This is a genomic window from Pedobacter miscanthi (genome assembly GCF_032678605.1).
Taxonomy (GTDB): domain Bacteria; phylum Bacteroidota; class Bacteroidia; order Sphingobacteriales; family Sphingobacteriaceae; genus Pedobacter; species Pedobacter miscanthi_A.
Genome location: NZ_JAVTSU010000012.1, coordinates 197,535 through 219,214, shown reverse-complemented (window position 1 = coordinate 219,214; position 21,680 = coordinate 197,535). Strand labels below are relative to the sequence as shown.

General features: G+C 38.0%; 15 protein-coding genes. 7 read left to right on the top strand and 8 right to left on the bottom strand.

Features of this window, described 5'->3' with window-relative positions; genetic code table 11:
* Positions 1 to 153 precede the first annotated feature (153 nt).
* From R2R28_RS18800 to R2R28_RS18785, 4 genes are all read left to right on the top strand, one after another.
* Complete coding sequence (locus R2R28_RS18800; protein ID WP_316827223.1) at positions 154 to 2,400, top strand: sodium-translocating pyrophosphatase; 2,247 nt, start codon at positions 154 to 156, stop codon at positions 2,398 to 2,400.
* Positions 2,401 to 2,540: 140 nt separating this feature from the next.
* On the top strand, positions 2,541 to 4,265 hold the full coding sequence (locus R2R28_RS18795; RefSeq protein WP_316827222.1) for an amino acid permease: 1,725 nt from the start codon (positions 2,541 to 2,543) through the stop codon (positions 4,263 to 4,265).
* Positions 4,266 to 4,367: 102 nt separating this feature from the next.
* Positions 4,368 to 5,699, top strand: a complete 1,332-nt coding sequence (locus R2R28_RS18790) for a porin (protein WP_316827221.1) — start codon at positions 4,368 to 4,370, stop codon at positions 5,697 to 5,699.
* A 79-nt stretch (positions 5,700 to 5,778) separates the two neighbouring features.
* Complete coding sequence (locus R2R28_RS18785) at positions 5,779 to 6,345, top strand: MarC family protein (RefSeq protein ID WP_183768734.1); 567 nt, start codon at positions 5,779 to 5,781, stop codon at positions 6,343 to 6,345.
* A gap of 525 nt (positions 6,346 to 6,870) precedes the next feature.
* On the opposite strand, the gene R2R28_RS18780 is transcribed toward R2R28_RS18785, so the two are convergent.
* The 7 genes from R2R28_RS18780 to R2R28_RS18750 form a co-directional block, all read right to left on the bottom strand.
* Entirely contained in the window at positions 6,871 to 8,040 is a 1,170-nt protein-coding gene (locus R2R28_RS18780; protein WP_316827220.1) for an RsmB/NOP family class I SAM-dependent RNA methyltransferase, read from the bottom strand.
* Between the two features lie 29 nt (positions 8,041 to 8,069).
* Positions 8,070 to 9,281 (bottom strand): amino acid ABC transporter substrate-binding protein, encoded by a 1,212-nt coding sequence (locus R2R28_RS18775; RefSeq protein ID WP_316827219.1) that lies wholly within the window; start codon positions 9,279 to 9,281, stop codon positions 8,070 to 8,072.
* Positions 9,282 to 9,387: 106 nt separating this feature from the next.
* On the bottom strand, positions 9,388 to 10,917 hold the full coding sequence (gene guaA, locus R2R28_RS18770) for a glutamine-hydrolyzing GMP synthase (RefSeq protein ID WP_316827218.1): 1,530 nt from the start codon (positions 10,915 to 10,917) through the stop codon (positions 9,388 to 9,390).
* A 282-nt stretch (positions 10,918 to 11,199) separates the two neighbouring features.
* The gene (locus R2R28_RS18765; protein ID WP_316827217.1) at positions 11,200 to 11,598 is read right to left on the bottom strand and encodes a type II toxin-antitoxin system VapC family toxin; all 399 of its coding nucleotides are present in this window, start codon (positions 11,596 to 11,598) and stop codon (positions 11,200 to 11,202) included.
* Positions 11,595 to 11,831, bottom strand: coding sequence for a prevent-host-death protein (locus R2R28_RS18760; RefSeq protein WP_316827216.1), 237 nt, complete (start codon positions 11,829 to 11,831; stop codon positions 11,595 to 11,597). Before R2R28_RS18760 ends, R2R28_RS18765 begins: the two co-directional genes overlap by 4 nt.
* A 279-nt stretch (positions 11,832 to 12,110) precedes the next feature.
* Complete coding sequence (locus R2R28_RS18755; protein WP_316827215.1) at positions 12,111 to 12,569, bottom strand: dCMP deaminase family protein; 459 nt, start codon at positions 12,567 to 12,569, stop codon at positions 12,111 to 12,113.
* A gap of 64 nt (positions 12,570 to 12,633) precedes the next feature.
* On the bottom strand, positions 12,634 to 14,070 hold the full coding sequence (locus tag R2R28_RS18750; RefSeq protein ID WP_316827214.1) for an MFS transporter: 1,437 nt from the start codon (positions 14,068 to 14,070) through the stop codon (positions 12,634 to 12,636).
* Between the two features lie 294 nt (positions 14,071 to 14,364).
* On the opposite strand from R2R28_RS18750, the gene R2R28_RS18745 reads away from it, so the two are divergent.
* Positions 14,365 to 14,991, top strand: a complete 627-nt coding sequence (locus R2R28_RS18745; RefSeq protein ID WP_316827213.1) for a LysE family translocator — start codon at positions 14,365 to 14,367, stop codon at positions 14,989 to 14,991.
* A 496-nt stretch (positions 14,992 to 15,487) separates the two neighbouring features.
* Here R2R28_RS18745 and R2R28_RS18740 read toward each other — a convergent pair whose 3' ends face one another.
* Complete coding sequence (locus R2R28_RS18740; protein WP_316827212.1) at positions 15,488 to 17,389, bottom strand: amidophosphoribosyltransferase; 1,902 nt, start codon at positions 17,387 to 17,389, stop codon at positions 15,488 to 15,490.
* 234 nt (positions 17,390 to 17,623) lie between these two features.
* Between R2R28_RS18740 and R2R28_RS18735 the strand changes: the two genes are divergently transcribed.
* Complete coding sequence (locus tag R2R28_RS18735) at positions 17,624 to 20,332, top strand: TonB-dependent receptor domain-containing protein (protein WP_316827211.1); 2,709 nt, start codon at positions 17,624 to 17,626, stop codon at positions 20,330 to 20,332.
* Between the two features lie 5 nt (positions 20,333 to 20,337).
* Complete coding sequence (locus R2R28_RS18730) at positions 20,338 to 21,675, top strand: DUF4876 domain-containing protein (RefSeq protein ID WP_316827210.1); 1,338 nt, start codon at positions 20,338 to 20,340, stop codon at positions 21,673 to 21,675.
* Positions 21,676 to 21,680 lie beyond the last annotated feature (5 nt).

Genomic DNA, 21,680 nt, shown 5'->3' with positions numbered 1-21,680 from the left:
ACGATACAAGTTTGGAGCTGGGAGTTTGGAGTCTGGAACACAACGCCTGGCGTCTAATATCAGTTAAACAATTAATCAGTTAACCCAATGACCAATGAACCAATGGCTAATGAACTAACAAACCAATAACCAAATATAAACCAATTATTAACTATGGATTTTTTACAAAACAATTTAATTTACTTTATCCCGGCTCTGGGCCTTGTTGGGATTATTGTTATGATGATTAAAAGCGCCTGGGTAAATAAGCAAGATGCAGGAGATGAGAACATGCAGGAGCTTGCCGGCTATATAGCAGATGGTGCTATGGCTTTCTTAAAAGCCGAATGGAGGGTATTAAGTATTTTTGCTGTTTTTACAGCCGCTCTGTTAGCTTATTCAGGAACAATTACCGAAATCAATGGCATCCACCTGCATTCGAGCTGGATTATTTCCATTTCATTTATTATTGGAGCGGTATTTTCTGCCACTGCAGGTTATATAGGGATGAAATCGGCCACTAAAGCCAATGTAAGAACCACGCAGGCCGCCAGAACCAGTTTAAAACAAGCTTTAAAAGTTTCTTTTACAGGCGGTACTGTAATGGGCCTGGGTGTGGCTGGACTAGCCGTTTTAGGTTTGGGTGGCTTATTTATTGTATTCCTTAAGCATTTTAATGTAGTTTCAGTGAACAGCGTTGAAATGAAAACCGCAATAGAAGTTTTAACCGGATTTTCTTTAGGTGCAGAATCCATTGCGCTTTTTGCTCGTGTTGGCGGGGGTATTTATACTAAAGCTGCCGATGTGGGTGCCGATTTAGTAGGTAAAGTAGAAGCTGGTATTCCTGAAGATGATGTACGTAACCCCGCAACCATCGCCGATAACGTGGGCGATAACGTAGGGGATGTGGCAGGTATGGGTGCCGATTTATTCGGCTCTTATGTGGCAACCATCCTGGCCACTATGGTTTTAGGACAAGAAATTAATGTAACTGATAAATTTGGAGGCATGTCTCCTATCCTGCTCCCAATGGTAATTTGTGGATTAGGCATTATATTCTCCATTATCGGCACCTGGTTTGTTACCATTAAAGATGATAAATCGAATGTTCAAACGGCCTTAAACCTTGGTAACTGGTCGTCTATTTTGATTACCGCAGTAGCTTCATTTTTTATTGTGAAGTGGATGTTACCAGAAACTTTAAGCCTGCGTGGATATGAGTTTTCGAGCATTAATGTATTTTATGCCATTATTGTGGGTTTAGTGGTGGGTACCATTATGAGTATTGTTACCGAATATTTTACGGCCATGGGCAAAGGACCTGTTAATTCAATCATTCAACAGTCTTCTACCGGCCATGCCACCAATATTATAGCAGGTTTATCTGTCGGAATGAAATCTACTGTAATTCCGATTTTGGTTTTGGCAGGAGGAATTATGGCTTCTTACCACTTTGCGGGTTTATATGGCGTGGCTATTGCAGCCGCAGGTATGATGGCTACCACAGCCATGCAGCTGGCGATTGATGCCTTCGGACCGATTGCGGATAATGCTGGTGGTATTGCAGAAATGAGTCAGCTTCCACCGGAAGTACGCGAACGTACCGACAATTTAGATGCTGTTGGTAATACCACAGCCGCCACTGGTAAAGGTTTTGCCATCGCATCTGCAGCTTTAACCTCATTAGCCTTATTTGCAGCCTTTGTTGGTATTGCAGGTATTTCTGCCATTGATATTTACAAAGCACCGGTTTTAGCAGGCTTGTTTGTAGGTGGGATGATTCCTTTTATTTTCTCCGCACTTTGTATCCAGGCAGTAGGTAAAGCGGCAATGGACATGGTACAGGAAGTTCGCCGCCAGTTCAGGGAAATTCCGGGTATTATGGAATACAAGGCAAAACCAGAATACGAAAAATGTGTAGCCATCTCTACCAAAGCATCCATTCGGGAAATGATGATGCCAGGTGCCATTGCCTTAATTACCCCCGTAATTGTTGGTTTTATTTTTGGCCCTGAAGTTTTAGGCGGTTTATTGGCCGGTGTAACGGTTACTGGTGTATTAATGGGAATTTTCCAGAGCAATGCAGGTGGAGCATGGGACAATGCAAAAAAATCTTTCGAGCAAGGTGTGATGATCAATGGAGAAATGCACTATAAAAAATCAGAACCACATAAGGCTTCCGTTACCGGAGATACCGTTGGTGATCCTTTTAAAGATACTTCAGGTCCTTCGATGAACATTTTGATTAAATTAATGTCTATTGTTTCCCTGGTTATTGCTCCATACATTGCAGTTAAGGCAATTACAACCGAACACAAGCAAGAAGTTCGAAAAGAAATCAGAATTGAGCAAAAAACTGATGCTTCAGGCAACACAATTAATGATACTTTGATAAATTCGACTGACACTTTGAGACGTTAGTTGTAAAAACATTGATAAAATAATAACTAAAGGGATTTTTAACCAAAATCCCTTTTAATTTTCCGTAATTTTTAATTACGTTTGGAGCTGAATTTATTATTACCATAAAACTATAAAACACTTTAACTAAACTTTTATTTATGAATTTTAGAAAGTCTATTGACTTACTTACACAAGAAGCACAACAAAGTGGAGAAGGGACGCTCAAGCGGACCTTAGGGCCTACCAGTTTGGTTGCATTGGGGATTGGAGCCATTATTGGTGCCGGATTATTCTCTATCACTGGTTCGGCCGCTGCAAATAATGCAGGTCCGGCAATTACAATTTCCTTTATTATTGCTGCTATCGGATGTGCTTTTGCAGGCTTATGTTATGCTGAATTTGCATCAATGATCCCTGTAGCTGGTAGTGCTTACACTTATTCTTATGCTACCATGGGTGAGTTTGTAGCATGGATTATTGGTTGGGATTTGGTACTAGAATATGCCGTTGGTGCAGCTACAGTATCCATTAGCTGGAGCAGGTACCTGGTCAAGTTTCTCGGGTACTTTGATATACATCTCCCCGCGCAGATGGTGATGTCGCCATTTGATACTGCAATTTTAGCAGATGGCACTACAGTTTCCGGAATTCTTAATCTTCCTGCCATCTTTATAGTGGTGTTAATGTCGTTAATCCTGATCAAAGGAACTAAAGAGTCAGCTTTTGTAAATGGTATTATTGTAGGTATTAAGGTTGTAATCGTATTTATCTTTATTATTTTAGGTTGGAAGTATATCAATACGGAGAACTATACACCATATTTTATCCCTGCAGATAAACCAGGTCACTTAGATTTCTTCACGAATGGATGGGGTGGTGTAATCAGGGCCGCAGCAATTGTATTCTTTGCCTATATCGGCTTCGATGCGGTTTCTACAGCTGCACAAGAGGCTAAAAACCCTAAAAAAGATATGCCAATCGGTATTCTTGTTTCTTTAGTAATCTGTACCGTATTATATATCTTATTTGCACACGTAATGACGGGCGTAGCCAACTACGATCTGTTTAGCGGTCAGGATGGGATTGCTCCGGTAGCGGTTGCTATTGATAACATGGGCGCGAAAAATGCTGCTGGTGTGGTTACCCCTGCTTATCCTTGGTTAAACAAAGCCATTATCTTAGCTATATTAGGTGGTTACTCATCTGTAATTATGGTGATGTTAATGGGCCAGTCGAGGGTATTCTTCTCAATGAGTAAAGATGGTTTATTGCCAAAAGTATTCTCTAGTGTTCACTCTAAATTCGGTACGCCGTCAAAAAGCAATTTATTGTTCATGGTTTTCGTGAGTTTATTTGCTGCATTTGTACCGGCCCGCGTTGTAGGAGAAATGACCAGTATCGGAACATTATTCGCCTTTATCTTGGTATGTATCGGTATCGTAATTTTAAGAAAACGCATGCCTGATTTACCTAGGGCATTTAAAGTGCCTTTGGTACCTTTAATTCCAATTCTTGGTGTGGTGGTATGTTTAGGCATGATGGTGTTTTTACCATTAGATACCTGGGTTCGTTTATTGGTGTGGATGATCATCGGTATTAACGTTTACCTATTCTACGGGATTAAAAACAGTGCACTATCAGACAATAAGGTTACTACCTTAATCAGAAGCAATAAAGTGGTATCGTATGTTGGTTTAATTTTAGCTGCGCTATTGGTAGTAGTAGCATTGGTACACCACCATTTATCGTTACAGGCTGCAGAATTAGATCCTAAAACAACAGCTGATTTTGGATTATATTATTTCTCTCTGGCTTTCGCTGTTTTACACTTAATTATTTATGGATTTAGGATAATGAACCTTAAATCTATCCAGGCGAAATAAACAACCCGTTTATTGACAATATTTAGAGCCCTAACATAAAGTTGGGGCTTTTTTTATGTTAATTAATTGTTAATAAAACTACCTTTGCAAAAAATCGATAACATGAACCGCTATTCGACCAGATTAAAAAGGGTATATCTTCTGATCATTGTCTTTTTCCTGCTGTTTTCTTCCATAAGCTACGCCCAAAGAACAATTAATGATGTAATGGACTCCACAACAGTTAACCATTTACTTATTATCTCCAAAAAATATGGTTCATTATCGTTTAGCGGATACTTACAGCCGCAATTCCAAATGGCCCAAACCAATGGTACCCAGGCAGAATATCAGGGTGGAAATTTTGGCGAATTTACCAATAACCGTTTCAGGTTAAGAAGGGGACGTTTAAGGGCCGATTATATGCTTTTGACAGATGATGGTGCCCCATCTACTTATTTTGTGCTTCAGTTTGACGGTACAGAACAAGGTGTTGCGGTAAGGGATTTCTGGGGACGTTATTACGAAAACAAATGGAAAATACTAGCCGTTACCCTGGGCCTTTCTGGCCGTCCGTTCGGGAATGAACTTCAATTATCATCCTCCGTAAGGGAAGCGCCTGAGCGTGGCCGTATGTCGCAGATTTTAATGAAAACAGAGCGCGATCTTGGTGCTACTTTCACCTTAAATCCCCGTTGGAAAGATGCAAAGCTTAAAAACATTGTATTGGATTTTGGTATCTATAACGGTCAGGGTTTAGCTGGTCCTGCAGAATTTGATAACAGTAAGGATTTTATCTTCAGGCTGAGCCACAAAACTTATGCATTTAATAATTTCACTATAGCAGGTGGTATCAGTACACTACAAGGTGGCTTAAACCATCGTTTACCCGTAAGTTATAAAATGGACAGGATTAACAATCAATGGAGCATGGTTAAAGACTCTTCTGCCACGACCATTAACAAAGTTGCACCCAGAAGGTATTATGGTGCCGACATCCAACTGGCTACCAAAACCAAAAGCTGGAAATCGGAACTGAGGGCCGAGGTAGTATCGGGTTTGCAAACCGGTACATCAACCAATTCTACTACGCCGGGCTCATACCCTGTCGACAATAAATCAATTGCCCTGCCCTATTATACCAGAACTTTTAATGGTGCCTATATTACTTTTATACAAACACTAAACAGTACCGATAACCAGCTTATTTTAAAGTACGACTGGTACGATCCAAACACGAAAGTGAAAGGAATGGATATTTCGGGCAGCCGGGGACTTTCTCCTGCCGATGTCCGTTTTGATACTTTTGGCTTTGGTTTATTACACCATTTTAATACGCACTTTAAGGCGGTATTGTACTACGATATCATTAGAAATGAGTCGACTCAGATTCAGGATTATACTGCTGACCGGAAAGATAATGTACTTACTTTAAGAACACAGTTCTATTTCTAATAAATAATTGTACAATTGAGAATTTAATGCAAATTCCGCTACCTTTGCTTAAAATTGTCCTGCTATGAAATTCGATTTTATGAAGTTCAACTTAAGCCAGATCCTATCGACAACGATGGTGCTATTTGCAATTATCGATATTTTAGGAGCAATTCCAGTGGTAATCGAACTGCGTAGAAAGGCTGGCCATATCGAATCAGAAAAAGCATCACTTGTGGCCGCAGGTTTAATGATCCTCTTTTTGTTTGTAGGAGAATCGTTATTAAAAGTAATCGGTCTGGATGTAGAATCTTTTGCGATTGCAGGTTCATTTGTCATCTTTTTTATTGCCATGGAAATGGTTTTAGGCCTTACCATTTTTAAAGAAGAAGCACCAGAAACAGTTTCTATCGTTCCCTTAGCTTTCCCATTAATTGCCGGAGCCGGAACCATGACCACACTACTGTCATTAAAAACAGAATACCATACCCAGAATATTCTGGTTGGGATTATCCTCAATATGCTTTTTGTATATTTTGTATTGAAAAACACCAACAGACTGGAAAAACTTTTCGGAAAATCGGGTTTAAATATCCTACGTAAAGCTTTCGGGGTAATTTTACTGGCCATTGCCATTAAGCTATTCAGAAATAATACAGGGCTTTAAAGGATGGAAAATGGGAGGTGGGATATGGACGAGGGTTCGTTCCGCATCGCGCCTCAGGTTCTCATTGCGAAAAGGCTCTTTTTCAGCCGATGAAGCAATCATAAAGCGATCGCTGCTATAGTTGCAGGATTACTTCATCGTTCCTCCTCGCAATGACAAAAATACAATATAATTGACAATCCTCTTATCAAACTGTAACAATAATTGCGTATCTTCATCTAAAGATAAAAGCTCATATTATGAAAAGCTTTGAAGAATATACCTTAATTATTGGAGCCATCGCTGTATTAATAGAAGCGGTGAAGTACCTTAAAAAGAATTTTAGGTCGTGGTTTGAGCATACCTAGCATTGGCTAGATGCAACAACGTCACCCTGATTTTATTTCAGGGTCTATTTTGCGGAAAAGATGCTGAAACAAGTTCAGCATGACGATGGCGCGGAAAATGTCGCTTAAAAAAACCTTAATAAGGCTAACTTAATTTTATAATCATCCCGATCTTAAAAATCCTATCTTTAAATCTTGCCTAATCCTGGCTTTTCCTGATCAATCTGGCCACAAACATTGTATCGGCGTGATTTCCATAACCTTTAATCAATTCCATTTTTTCCAATTCTAATGGAAGCGTATCAATAATATGCTGAACAACTTCTTCATTTTCTTTTGCAAAAGCAGAGCAGGTAATATAAATTAATGGTTTCCCCGGCTTTAAATATTTCACAATATTCTGTACAATGCCCTTTTGGATGGCCGCAAACTGGTTAATTTTACGTTCTTCGAAAAAAGTAAGCATTTCTGGTGTTCTCCCCCACGTTCCCGAACCGGTACAAGGTGCATCCAGAATAATGCCATCGAATTGATAATGGTGCAAAATCTGATCGTTATTCTGCAACAAATCGATTTCCTTTTTATGGTATTTCTTAATGCCTGCTAAGCGAAAACGCTCATCGAGGTTTAACAATACACTTTCGCGCAAATCTGAAACCAAAAGTTCAATAACTGGCTCTAAACTATGTAAAAGCAGGCTTTTTCCACCCGATGCCGCACAGCAATCCCACCATTTATCCCATTTATTGGGTTTAAAATATTCGCCAGTATGTTGTGAAGATAAATCCTGAACCTGATAACTACCTTCTTTTAGAATCGTTTCGAGTTTAGTTCCATTGGGCAAGGCCAAAGAGGTATCAGTAATCACCTTAACTGCAATATTTTCTTCTGCTAATTTCCCAATGATTGGTTTAGCATCAGCAGCTGCTACCCTGATAAAAAGATCGGGTTGCTTAAAGAACGAAGCAAAAAACGCTTCTTTATCGATATCTGCAGAAAGTGCAGGATGAAAAGGATATACTTCTTTTCTATCAAAGTCAGGATATTTAGCTTTTATCAGGCTTAATTTCTCCTCCAGGGGCAAAGTGATACGCTCTATCAGATCTGGAAAATTTTTCTCTACAATCTGGCTTAAAGTATCGTGACATAGAAAATCAGCTATACTCAACCGTTCTTCATTCGGCAAAGCAGGCAAAACCTTACCCAGCCTAAAAAAGCTATAGATATGCCGGGTTGCCCATCTCCTGTCAGACGAGCCCATTTGCTTATGCTGCTTAAAATAAGCAGGCAGAAAGCGATGCAGGGGCAAACTTCCATCATAACTACTTAAAATCTGTTCAAAGGCTCTTAACTGGTGGTCTGCTCTCATGCAATAATTAAAATGGAAGAAATGATGGATTACTCAACAATATTCAGGGCGAAGTTTTTATACTTCAACAGCATTAAACTGGTGTTAATATAGCCTAATTTTTCATCATGGATAAATGAAAAGTTATTATGAAGTCCTTTGTATTTATCTTTTACAATATAATCTTTATAATCTTCACCATAGGTTACCAATAGTTTGCCGAAGTAATAACCGATGTCAAAACCCTTAAAGGCGTACTCGCCAGGCTCGAAACCATATCTGTAACGATACTTTTTGATAAAGGTAACCACCGCGCTGTTTTTATAATCTATTTTGTAGGATGAGCTGATGATGGTGTTCAGATCCTGCAGTTTATCTGCCGGATAATTTTGTTTTACCCAATTTGGATGACCAAACAGGTTAATAGCATATCCTCCTGCCGGCAGGTTCTTTAATTTATACAGTTTTTCTACCGTTGGCAATACAAAAGCACGATCAGATGAAGTTACAATTACCACATATTGTTTGCCTTTAATCATCTTGGTTTCAAAAGTATAGGCTGAGGCATATTCCTGTACAATAAACTTCGTACTGTTTTGGAAATAGCTTCTTATCGGGGCTGCAAAAGCTTCATCTTCCGTTTTCTTCGGATTGATAAGCACGACAATGGTGCTGGCAGGATTAAAGTTTTTAGCGATATAAGTACCAATTTTTTTCCCATGCAAACCGATATTATTCACCACCGATACTAAATTGGGGTTGTTAAACTCACCCGGATCTGTAGCAGCTAAAGGCGAAACGATAGTGGCATTGTTTTCTTTGATGTAATTGGCGATAAATTTTAACCCCTCTGGAAATACCGGACCTATAATTAAATTGCTCTGTTTAAAACGTTCATTTTTATACAACGTAGCGATATGGGCATTATCATCCTGGGTATCAAAAACGTTGAGTTTAAAGTTTAAACCCTGTGCTGCAGCAGAATCCAAACCTAATTTAAAGCCCTGATAAAAATCGATGGGCATGGCATATTTCTCAATATCAGCTTTTGTGGCCGTTTTTAAGTTTAACTCATCCAACTTAAAGGGAACTAATAAAGAAACGCTCGCCTGCGAGAACTTTTTGATCGTTTTTTTATCCGCTGGCTTTTCTTTCTCGGCTGGTTTGTTGGTTTCAGGTTTGGGCGTTCTTATTTTAGGCGAACAGGCACCCAAAATCAATGTAAACAAAACGGGCAACCAATAAAGCTTCTTAAAATTCATACCTATCGTTTTTAACAAAATATGCTAGCAAAGTTTATTCCACCTTGCTAGCATCACATTTATTTTATGCAGTTTGAACCCCAAACTGAAAACTCACCACTCTAAACTATTCCCACTCGATAGTTGCAGGTGGTTTAGAGCTAATATCGTATACTACCCTATTAATGCCTTTAACTTTATTGATGATTTCGTTAGAGATTTTGGCCAGCACCGGATAAGGTAAGTGGCACCAATCTGCCGTCATACCATCTAATGATTCAACAGCCCTTAATGCAATTACATTTTCGTAAGTACGTTCATCACCCATTACACCAACAGATCTAACCGGCAAAAAGATTGCACCGGCCTGCCACACCTGATCGTAAAGACCAGCTTCTTTCAGGTTATCGATATAAATTTTATCTGCATCCTGTAAGATCGCTACTTTTTCGGGAGTTACCTCGCCAATAATACGGATACCCAGGCCCGGACCCGGGAAAGGGTGACGGCCTAAAATAAACGATTCTAAACCTAAAGCGGTACCAACTCTTCTTACTTCATCTTTAAATAAAGTTTTAAGTGGTTCTACCACTTTAAGTTTCATAAAATCTGGCAAGCCACCAACATTATGGTGCGATTTAATGGTTGCTGAAGGACCTTTAACTGAAACTGACTCGATGATATCAGGATAGATGGTACCTTGTGCCAGCCATTTTACATCCTGAATCAAATGAGATTCTTCATCGAAAACTTCGATAAAAACACGGCCAATAATTTTACGCTTTGTTTCAGGATCTTCTACCCCAGCCAGTTGGCTTAAGAATTTATCTTTTGCATCAACGCCTTTAATGTTCAGTCCGAAATCTTTGTACTGCTCTAAAACACTTTCATATTCGTTTTTACGCAATAAACCATTATCAACAAATATACAGTGCAGGTTGGCACCAATGGCTTTATGCAAAAGTACCGCAGCAACACTACTATCAACACCACCTGAAAGGGCCAATACCACTTTATCGTTACCTACAGTAGCTTTAATATCGGCAATGGTAGTTTCAACAAAAGCAGCAGAAGTCCAATCCTGACTACAGCCACAGATATCAACCAAAAAGTTTTCTAAAAGGATTTTCCCATCAGTACTGTGCGTTACCTCAGGATGGAACTGGATGGCATAAGTATCAGAATCTTTGATGTGGTATGCAGCCACTTTTACGCTATCGGTACTGGCAATCAGTTCGAAATTTGCAGGGATATCTGTAATGGTATCACCATGGCTCATCCAAACCTGCGACCCGAGGTTGATACCTTTAAATAATTTATTTTCCTGATTTACAAAGTTTAAGTTGGCACGACCGTATTCGCGTGTTGAAGATGGCTGAACCGAACCGCCCGAATGCTGGGCAATATATTGTGCACCATAACAAACAGCCAGTAATGGAAATTTTAAATGGTATTTAGATAAATCGATCTGAGGTGCATCTTCCTGACGTACAGAATAAGGACTACCTGAAAAGATGATACCTTTTACATCAGGCGTAACCTCAGGAAGATTGTTATATGGATATATTTCACAGTAAATATTTAGTTCGCGAACCCTACGAGCGATGAGTTGTGTAAATTGCGAACCAAAATCGACGATAATGATTTTTTCTTGCATCCGCAAAGGTAGGTATAAATAAGTATAAATGAAATATGGTAGTAAAACTATTTCAAAACCAATATACTAATTTTTAGTACACACATTTTACCTATATTTACCATACTTTACCACTCGTAACTTACACCATGCTTACACCAAAAATAAACTTCGGAAGGCAGCGCTCATTAAGCTAATGAAAAATGAACGTCATGATATTGGATCCTGAAACAAGTTCAGGAGGACGGATTGGGTAGAAGGTACAATTAACCAATTTGAACAGTTAACCGATTAACCCAAGCATTACCAAATAACCTTCAGTCCTACCGACTGGTACTTGTTAATGTTTTCATCTTTGCTGATTAATGTTATATCATTCTGAATAGCTTGCCAAATTAACATTCTATCAAAAGGATCACGGTGCCAAGTGGCATTTAACTGGTAATGGCTTGCTGCTGATTCTGGCGAAACTGGCATTAAATCAAAACCTAAATCTTTTGCATGGATCATTAATTCATTGGGCTTTAAACCTATAAAATTAAGTTTTCCTAGTGCATATTTAAGAGATATTTCCCAAAGACTGATCGCACTTATAATAATTTTATTTTCATTATTTTCGATAATAGACAGCGCTTGATCTGAAATTCTTTTTGTATCAATTATTGTCCATAAAAACATATGTGTATCTAACAGATAAATCATAGGCCTAAAAGTTCTTCATCAGTCATAGCAAAATCGTCGTTAAAAATCACTTGAGCCTTACCTTCTAAAGGTCCCAGTTTTCTTTTACCCTTATTTTCACCCGATTCTGGGACAAAATAACCAATAACCTCTTTTTTTCTGCCATAAGTTACGGCAACACCAATACCTGCTTTAACATCTTCTAGTACTTCTGAAAAGTGCGCTTTAAATTCTCCAACCGACATTGTTTTCATAGCTAATAGTTTTATAATCAAATATAAACAAAACTTGTCAAGTTGTCAAGATGAAATTTTATCATGATGTACTCCGAAGTCTGTTAACCATTTATGCAGCTAATTTATTTGTTGACCATTAAGGAATTAAGAACATTAAGGCTTAATCCGAAGTTAATTAACCAATTAAACAGTTAACCGATTAACCTAATTAACAAATGACCAATTACTAATTACCAATCACCAAGGTACCAATGACCAATAAACAAATGACCAGTGAACTTAATGACCAGTGAACCTCTACGATTCTATCAAAACAACCTCTACGCCAAACTTCCTTAAAAAATCAACACCTTCATCGCTTGGTAAACCTTTGTAAGCCGCATAAGATTTTGAATAGTACACCAGTTTAATCCCAGACGATAAAATCAACCGGGCACAGGCAATACAGGGAGATAACGTAGTATACAAAGTACAACCTTCTATTTTCGATCCGTTTTTAGAGGCGTATAGGATTGCGTTTTCCTCTGCATGCAAGGCTAATGAGCAGCTTCCTTTACTATCACGTGCACAACCCTGGTCAGGCCATTCCTCATCACAGTTATGTGTGCCAGCAGGCGGACCATTGTAACCAATAGAAATAATACGGGTATCTTTTGTCAACACAGCACCAACATGGGCACGCACGCAATGCGAACGGGCAGCCAGATCGGTGGCAAGATTCATAAATATAGAATCGAAACTTGGTTTGTCAGTCATGTATAAAATTAAAAAAGCCACAACGCATTTAATCGCTGTGGCTACAAAAATACTTTATTAAAAATTAATGTCCGCCAGAAAGTTTTTTGTCGAAACTAATTCCCTGAGACCTTAAAATTCCACTTACTCTCCAGGCATAGAATGCTAAATAAGAGAAACAGATAATACCTACCACATAGCTGTATTGGATACCAGTAAATTCGGATATTGCTCCCTGAGCCCAGCTAATGATACCGCCGCCCATAATCATCATAATCAAAAAGCTACTTCCCTGACTAGTGTGTTTACCTAAACCACTTACGGCTAAGGTAAAGATGCAAGGCCATAAGGTACTGCAGAATAAACCTACACTGGTAATGGCGTAAACACTCGTCATACCGGTCGTAAACATACCGATTAATAGCGCTGTAATGCCGATACCCGAAAAAATCAATAACATACGTGCAGGATTACCTTTACTTGCCATATCAGCAACAATTAATACCAGGATAATCAAGGCATACACATAAAAAGGAGCCAAATCGTGTTTCGCAATAGCGTTAACGGCTAAAAAGATACCGAAAGCTAAATAAGGTGCAATAAACCTCAATATTTTTTGTGTACTCACTTTATCCGTAAAAGCTTCTACAGCACCTGTCCAGCGACCAATCATCATACTTGCCCAGTATAATGAGATATATGGTGCAATATCTTTAATAGCGAAACCAAGATCTTTTTCCATGTAAGCAGGTAAATTACTTGCTGTTGATACTTCAACGCCTACATAAACGAAGATAGCAATCATACCCAATACCAATTGCGGATATTTCAATGCAGATCCCTTAATCGATTTAGCATCTTCTGCTGAGGCTTCTACCAGGGTTGGTCTATCAGGCAATGAAGATAATTTCAAGAAAATAGCCACAGCGATAAAAGCTACTCCCAAAATCAGGTAAGGAATTTTAACACTTTCAATACTGATATCGGTACTTGCATTTGCTGCAGAACCAAAAATGGCAAAACTCACAATCAATGGACCGATTGTAGTACCAAAATTATTAATACCACCGGCTAAAGTTAAGCGCTGCGAACCAGTGGTAATAGGACCTAATGCAATTGCCAAAGGATTGGCCACCGTTTGTTGTAATGAAAAACCCAGCGCCACAATAAATAAGCCCGAAAGCATTAAGGGAAATGAATGCAGGTTTGCAGCAGGATAAAACAACAAAGTTCCAAGTGCAGAAATAACCAAACCGAGTGCCAATGAATTTTTATAGCCCAGTTTATTTACGATATCTTGTCCTATTACGACAGAAATACCATTATAAATTAAAGCACCCACGGTATAGGCTATGTAAAATGCCAACGAAACCAATTGACTTTCGGCCTGAGATAAATCAAAAGCTTTTTTAAATACCGGTATTAAGATATCATTACTGGCGGCCACAAAGCCCCAGAAAAAGAATACCGTGACCAAGGGAATAAACTGGCCCCACTTGGTTTGTGTTTGTTCTGAACTCATTTTTTAAATTTAGTTTTAGTGGCTCTAAACATAAATAAAAAAAACAATAAACAATACATATTAACAAAATAAGTGTATTTCGGACACTAAGCTTTAAAACAACAAACCAGCTAAAGCGTTAACTTTATAACGTTCTGTTTTTTGTTACCAATACTTTATTCAGAAACCGTTTAAAATTTTAAATTAAAAAATGTTATTCTTTCTTTTTTCATATTCTAATAAAATAGATGGTAATAATGTTAGTTGTTTAAACTATAAAATTGCATATTCGCAAATCGTAAAAAACAAAAACGCATGTTTGAAGCCATTTTATTAGGTATAGGTGCAGGGATTATTTCGTCGTTTTTAACAGGACCGGTATTTTTTGCTATGATTAAAACCAGCATAGAAAGAGGCTTTAAGGCTGGTTTTTCTTTAGCCATAGGAGTGATTATCAGCGATGTGATTTTAATTGGCCTGGTTCTTTTTGGCAGTCAGTTTGTTGATTACAAAGCAGAATTTGATAAATATGTAGGCTCTATCGGTGGCCTATTTTTGTTAGCAGTGGGTATATATTACCTGGTTTCAAAAATAACCGTGCATTACGACAGCTCTACTTTACAAAAAGTAAGCAAAAGGGGCTATGTAATTAAAGGATTCTTCATGTGTATCCTCACGCCTTCTACCCTTATGTTCTGGATCATTGTTAGCGGAATCATTTCAGTAAAACTGAATAACATGCTGAACGAAAAACTAGTCTGTTTTTTTATCGCCATGGTTACTCAATTAAGCATTGATGGGGCAAAAAGCTATTATTCCAGCAAACTCCGCTATAAAATAAAAGAAGATGCGCTGAAGAAACTCAATAAAATTGCAGGCGTGGTCATCATCTTCTTTGCCTGCTGGCTTATTGTAAAAACTTATCTGAAATTTTACGCATAGGTTTTTATTACCACTGAGTTCACAGAGAATATCACAGAGCGCACCGAGCATGTTTAGCCACAGATCATACGGAAAATAGCGATATTAAAGCTAGTGGTACATCGATTAATCAATTTTCTTTTGTTTTTGAAAAGCAGGTAAACTGCTACTATCAAGCGTTAGTCCTGCCAAATGCTGCAAGTCCTCACCCGATGAAGGATCGGGTTGCGGGCTTTTCGCGAATGTCAGGTTTAGTTTGAAAACACGGTGCTAGTGGTTCATGAGGACACGAACCGCGGAGTGAGGGCATCAACAAAGGTAATGGTCAACTATAAAAATCCTTCTTTGTGCCTTCGTGCCTTTGTGGTCAAAAATATAACCACGCGTTTGTCACCCTGAGCGTAGTCGAAGGGCATCCTTTTCTGTGCAAACTCAGTGTACTCGGTGGTAAAAACAAGCGCAAAAAAATAGCCCATATTAAAATATGAGCTATTTGTTATTCAAAATATTTTAGGAATTAATAAGCCCTTTGGTTATTTCCTTCTTTCCAGTTAACGAAAGCTTTATTTACCACTTTGTTACCACCCGGTGTTGGGTAATTTCCAGAGAAATACCAGTCACCTTTGTTTTTCGGACAAGCCTCGTGCAAGTTCTCTAAACTTTGGTAAATTACTTCAACTTCGGCAACAGTACCTTTTGGGGTAATAATCTGTGCAATTTTAGCCGAAATCTCTTCAGGGGTAAATGGTTTATAAATTTCCTTCACGTGGTTTACAATTTCCTCTTTCGGTAAAAGTAACGAAGCTTTACATTTGGTATAAACATCTTCAATTACCTGCCACATGCCACGCTCAGTAAGTAACTGAATCGCCGCATCGAAAGCCACAAACTGCCCCATTCTGCTCATATCGATCCCATAACAATCAGGATAACGGATCTGAGGTGCAGAAGAAACAATAATAATTTTCTTAGGATGTAAACGATCTACAATTTTAATGATACTTTGCTTTAATGTAGTACCACGAACAATTGAATCGTCTAACGCCACTAAAGTATCCTTGTGGTTGTTGATAATGCCGTAAGTGGTATCATAAACATGGGCCACCATTTCGCTACGATCAGCATCCTGGGTAATAAAAGTCCTCAGTTTAACATCTTTTACAGCAAGTTTTTCAACGCGTGGCGCTAAAGACAAAAGATCTTCAAGCTGCTCATCCGTTAATGTTTCTTTTTTATGTAAAAGGATATCTTTCTGGTGCCTGCGTACATATTGCTGCACACCATCTACCATTCCAAAAAAGGCTACTTCTGCCGTATTCGGGATAAAGGAGAATACGGTGTTTTTTAAATCGTAGTTAACGGCCTGAAGAATTTTATCGCTCAATAAACGACCAAGTTGTTTACGTTCGCGGTAAATTTCTACATCACTTCCTTTTGAGAAATAGATGCGTTCAAATGAACATGATAATCTTTCGGTAGGCTCGCGGAACTGCTCCATGCTTACCTCACCGTTTTTCTTGATAATTAAAGCATGACCTGGATCAATCTCTTTAACATCTTTAAACTGGATATTAAATGCGGTTTGTAAAGCTGGCCTTTCAGAAGCTGCTACCACAATTTCATCATCGTAATAGTAATATGCCGGACGGATACCTGCCGGATCCCTCATAATAAACGAATCTCCATTACCTACCATACCACAGATCGAATAACCTCCATCCCAGGTTTTGGCCGAGCGGCGAAGAATGTTCGCAATATCCAGGTTATCAGATATTTTATGTGTAATGGCCACATTATCGTGCCCTTCTTTTTTGTAGTGATCGAAAAGCTCCTGGTTTTCATCGTCCAAAAAGTGGCCGATTTTTTCCAGTACCGTTACAGTATCTGCTTTTTCTTTCGGATGCTGCCCCAACTCGTATAATTGCTCCAATAACTCATCAACATTAGTCATGTTAAAGTTACCGGCAATTACCAGGTTACGCGTCATCCAGTTGTTTTGCCTTAAAAAGGGGTGGCAATTTTCGATGCTGTTTTTACCATGTGTACCATAACGCAAATGGCCCATTAACACCTCGCCGATAAAGCTTACGTTGTTTTTGAGCCATTCTGTATCCTGCATTAATTCAGGTGTGTTTTCTTGGATATCAACAAATTTGTTCTGTACATATTCGAAGATATCAGCTACCGCATTTGATGCCATGCTCCGGTATCGGCTGATGTACCTACTGCCCGGCTTCATATCCAGTTTAATGGTAGCAATACCTGCGCCATCCTGGCCCCGGTTATGCTGTTTTTCCATTAAAAGGTATAATTTGTTAAGGCCGTAAAGTGCTGTACCGTACTTTTGCTGGTAGTAAGAAAGTGGTTTTAACAGGCGAATAAAAGCGATTCCGCATTCGTGTTTTATCTGATCACTCATTGTGTGGGTTTGAAGCCGCAAAGTTATCTTTTTAAACCATTACAACCTAAACAAAAGTGTTTTCTTTTGTCACACCGACGTTAATTTGATTTACCAACTAAAACAATGAACATTTGTAAGAATTAGGCTACAAACGTTAAATTATCTAGAATTAGTCTAAATAATTTTGTTAAAAACTGTTAAAATCCCATCTTTGCAGAATCATTAGAATTAGTCTAATTAAGATTACAGGGTTTGGGAAAGTTTTTGAAATTTTTAATCGTTTTTATTATCTGCGGATATGCACCGGTTGCATTGGCGCAAAATGTTGTTTTAAGGGGTAAGGTTTTGGATGAAAAAAACCAGCCAATACCATTCGCTATTGTTAATCTTACCAATATTGAAAGATATACCTATACGGATACATTAGGAAATTTTAACTTTTCAATTCCATCAAAAACTCAAATAACCAATTTCGAATTTAAAATAAGTTACGTTGGTAAAAAGGCCATAGAAGTTAAACTTCCTTTTTCGAGTACAACCGCTGCCTTAATTTTTAAAATGCAGGATTTAAGTCTTACACTGAAAGATGTGGAGGTAAATCAAATAAGAAAAACTCAAAACTCCAATTCATCTATTGTTTTTGACAGACAGGCACTTGAACAATCACAGGCATTCAGTTTAGCTGACGTATTAAACAATTTACCCGGGAAAAAATTAATTGCTCCGGATTTACAAAACCCACAAACGATTACCCTACGCAGTGAGGCCACCGGAATACAATCGCTGAGCAATTCTTTAGGCATTGCTATTATTATAGATGATATACAGCAATCGAACAATGCCAACATGCAAAATAAAAATGTAAGTAAATGGGGAGTTGGTTCTACAATAAACAGTGTACCATATGGCAGCTTCGACACTCCATTTGGTGGTTTAGATTTAAGAGACATTCCGGTTGACAATATAGAAAGTGTAGAGGTAATACAAGGAGTTGCACCTGCTAAATATGGAGATTTAACTGATGGAGCAATCATCATTAACAGGCAGGCAGGAAAAACACCTTATCAATTCAGTACGCGGATTAATGGAGGCTCAACCAACTTCTCTCTATCTAAAGGATATAAACTCAATAAAAGATGGGGTGCTTTAAATTTCAGCGCCAATTATCTTAATTCAAATGAAAATCCGAGTGATAAAACCAAAGTTTATGACCGCTTAAGTGGCAATCTGATGTGGACAAGTTACTTACTTAAAGGATTAAAAAACACTTTATCTGTTGATTATAGTTATAAAATTGATAATGTAAAAATTGATCCTGATGATGGATTTGAAATTAGAACCTACTCTAAAGCCAGAAATTTAAGTGTTAGCAACCGAACCTCCATCAACATTAACAATAATGTTGTTAAATCTCTTAACATGAGTATAGGATACAGTTCGGGCTATCAGGAAACTTACAACCAAAGGTATTTAAATGGAGCCACCAAAGGTATAACTGACAAAGATACCTCAGGAGAGATTTATGAAGGCTATTTTATCCCAGGGAACTATTTATCTGTAGAAAACATAGCAGGTAAGCCATTAAATTTTAATGGAAATATTGGATTGTCAAACGAAATTTATACCGGAAAGTTACTTCATCAGATTACAGTAGGTGGAAATGCTTACTATTCGAGAAATGCAGGCATGGGCGTAATTGTAGATCCGTCAAAACCAAGGTGGGCAAACACAGCTTATCAAAACGACAGGCCATACGATTTTGAGAGCTTACCTGATATTATTAATTATGGTGCCTACGTACAAGATAACTTTAAATTTAAATTTTTCAAAAGGGAATTAAATTTCAACTTGGGATTAAGATATGATGTACAAAATGCACAAGGAAATATCCAGCCCAGATTAAGTGCAAATTATAAACTGAGTGATGATATTGAGGTTAACTCGGCCTATGGGATTTCGACCAAAGGCCCTACCCTTGCCCATCGTTACCCTGCGCCAACTTACATTGATTTGATTCTCCTTAATAAATACACTGGATATGTAAATGAAAGTATTCTTCTTGTTTATACAGACCGTATCATTGCTGATAATAGTAATCTGAAATCGAGCCAGTCTAATCAATTTGAGTTAGGCTTTAAAATGACCAAACCACTTTTCAGCACCTCATTATTTGGTTATTTTAAACACGATTTTAACGGCTTTAGCAATAATACAGTTTACAATACATACGTACTTCCTCAATACGATTATACCTATGTACAAGGTGCCAGGCCTATTGTAACTCCAAATGGTTCTTATACTAAGCGGTATGTTGGTATTAATACGGTTGGTAACGATTTAGATTCTAAAAACTATGGTTTAGAATGGGCTTTATCATTTAAAAAAATCGAAGCGATCCAAACCAGCTTTAGTTTAAATACTTCGTTTAATTATAGCCTGTACCATAATTCGGCTGAGCGGGTTATACCAACAAGTCAGGCAAATATCGACTTAGGAAAAGTAGCTTGGTTTGGAATCTACCCTGCCAATGAATATTACAACTGGAATTTAATGAGCAAATTTAGTGCAACTACTCATATTCCAAAATTGGGTTTTGTGGTTAATCTTCTTGCTGATATCTCCTGGCAAACAGTAAGTAAAACGCTTGCAGACAGCTATCTTCCAATAGCCTATTACGATGTAAATATGATAAGGCATAATATTCCAGCTTTTGATCGAAATAATGCCGAGTATGGTTATTTAAGCTTAACATCTGCTGCAAACAGCAAAACCAAACTGCCATTTTCTTATGTAAACATGTCTATTCGCATTTCAAAAGAAATCAAACAGAATTTGAGAATATCAGTAAACGCATATAATTTTTTAAATGTCAGGTATAGGTATTATAACCCTGATACCAATTCAGTTACCACATATTCGTACCCAACAAGCGTTGGGGCAGAATTATCAATTAAATTTTAATCATAATGAAAAAATCCCTACTTCCTTTCTTAGTCTGCCTGGTTATATTTTTGGCAGCTTGTAAAAAAAATGCCCTTGATGAAGTGCAACCTGTCCAAGCTACTTTTCAGTTAAGCTTTGATGCAGCCACTAAAGACCTGGGCTTGGCATTAACCAATACTGAAATTACGTTAACCAATAAAATGGATGGTACGATAAACAAAGCTAAGGCTGATAAGGATGGCAAAGTTGTTTTTGCAAGCATAACCCCGGGCAATTATAGTGCTGTAGCAAGCTTAACTATTAAGGCGGCAGACTACACCACGCTTACAGGAACATATATTGCCCAAGATATTGTATTTAATGGTAGTTTAGAAACTAATGTTACAGCCACTAATGGGACTTTAGCCATCACATTAAAATCAGGAACTCTAGGTAACTGGGTAATTAAACAGGTTTATTATGGTGGTTCTAGTATCACCAACGGAGCCACTTTTAGAGATCAATTTATAGAACTATTTAACAATTCTAATGAAGTATTATATGCTGATAGCCTATACATTTCTATGGTGCATGGAAAAAGTACAAAAGTATCAAGTGTAGATGTAACACAACCCGCTTTTCAATCTAATGGACAATTTAATTGGGCCAATTCACTGAATATGAAAGCCACTAACCCTAATACAGATTATGTATATTTGAAAACATTATATATGATACCTGGTACAGGTAAAACATATCCTGTACAACCAGGCACAAGCATTATCATTGCTCAAAATGCACTTAATCACAAGGCCTCTTACGTTGGGCCTACAGGAACAGCATATTCTGTAAAAGACCCAAGTTTAACAATTGACCTTAGTAAAGCAGATTTCGAAGTCTATTATGGAGATGTACCTGGTAATGTCTCTTTTGCTTCCGACATAGACAATCCTTTAGTTCCAAATTTAAAAGTTCTTAATACAGGCTACATCAGCGATATGGTTCTTAATTCGAACGGATATGAAGCAATTGTTATTTTCAAAACAAATACAAGTCCTTTATTATTATCAGCATATGCTGATCCTGAGGCAACTGCAATTACTAGTGCAACGAAGCTATATTTACAGCTTCCTATCAATTTAATTATAGATGGAGTAGATATAGCACATACTACTAGTGCGAGCCGTGCTGCCAAAAGAATTCCTGATGCGGTGGATGCCGGTTTTACTTTTACCGCAGGAGGTTCTTATTCATCGCAGTCTGTAATCCGTAAAACTTCAACCACCGCCGGCGGTAGAAGAATTTTAAAAGACACCAATAACTCAACAGCAGATTTTGATTATCTGACTATTGCAGATCCAACAAAAACCATTTTTAAATAAAAAAA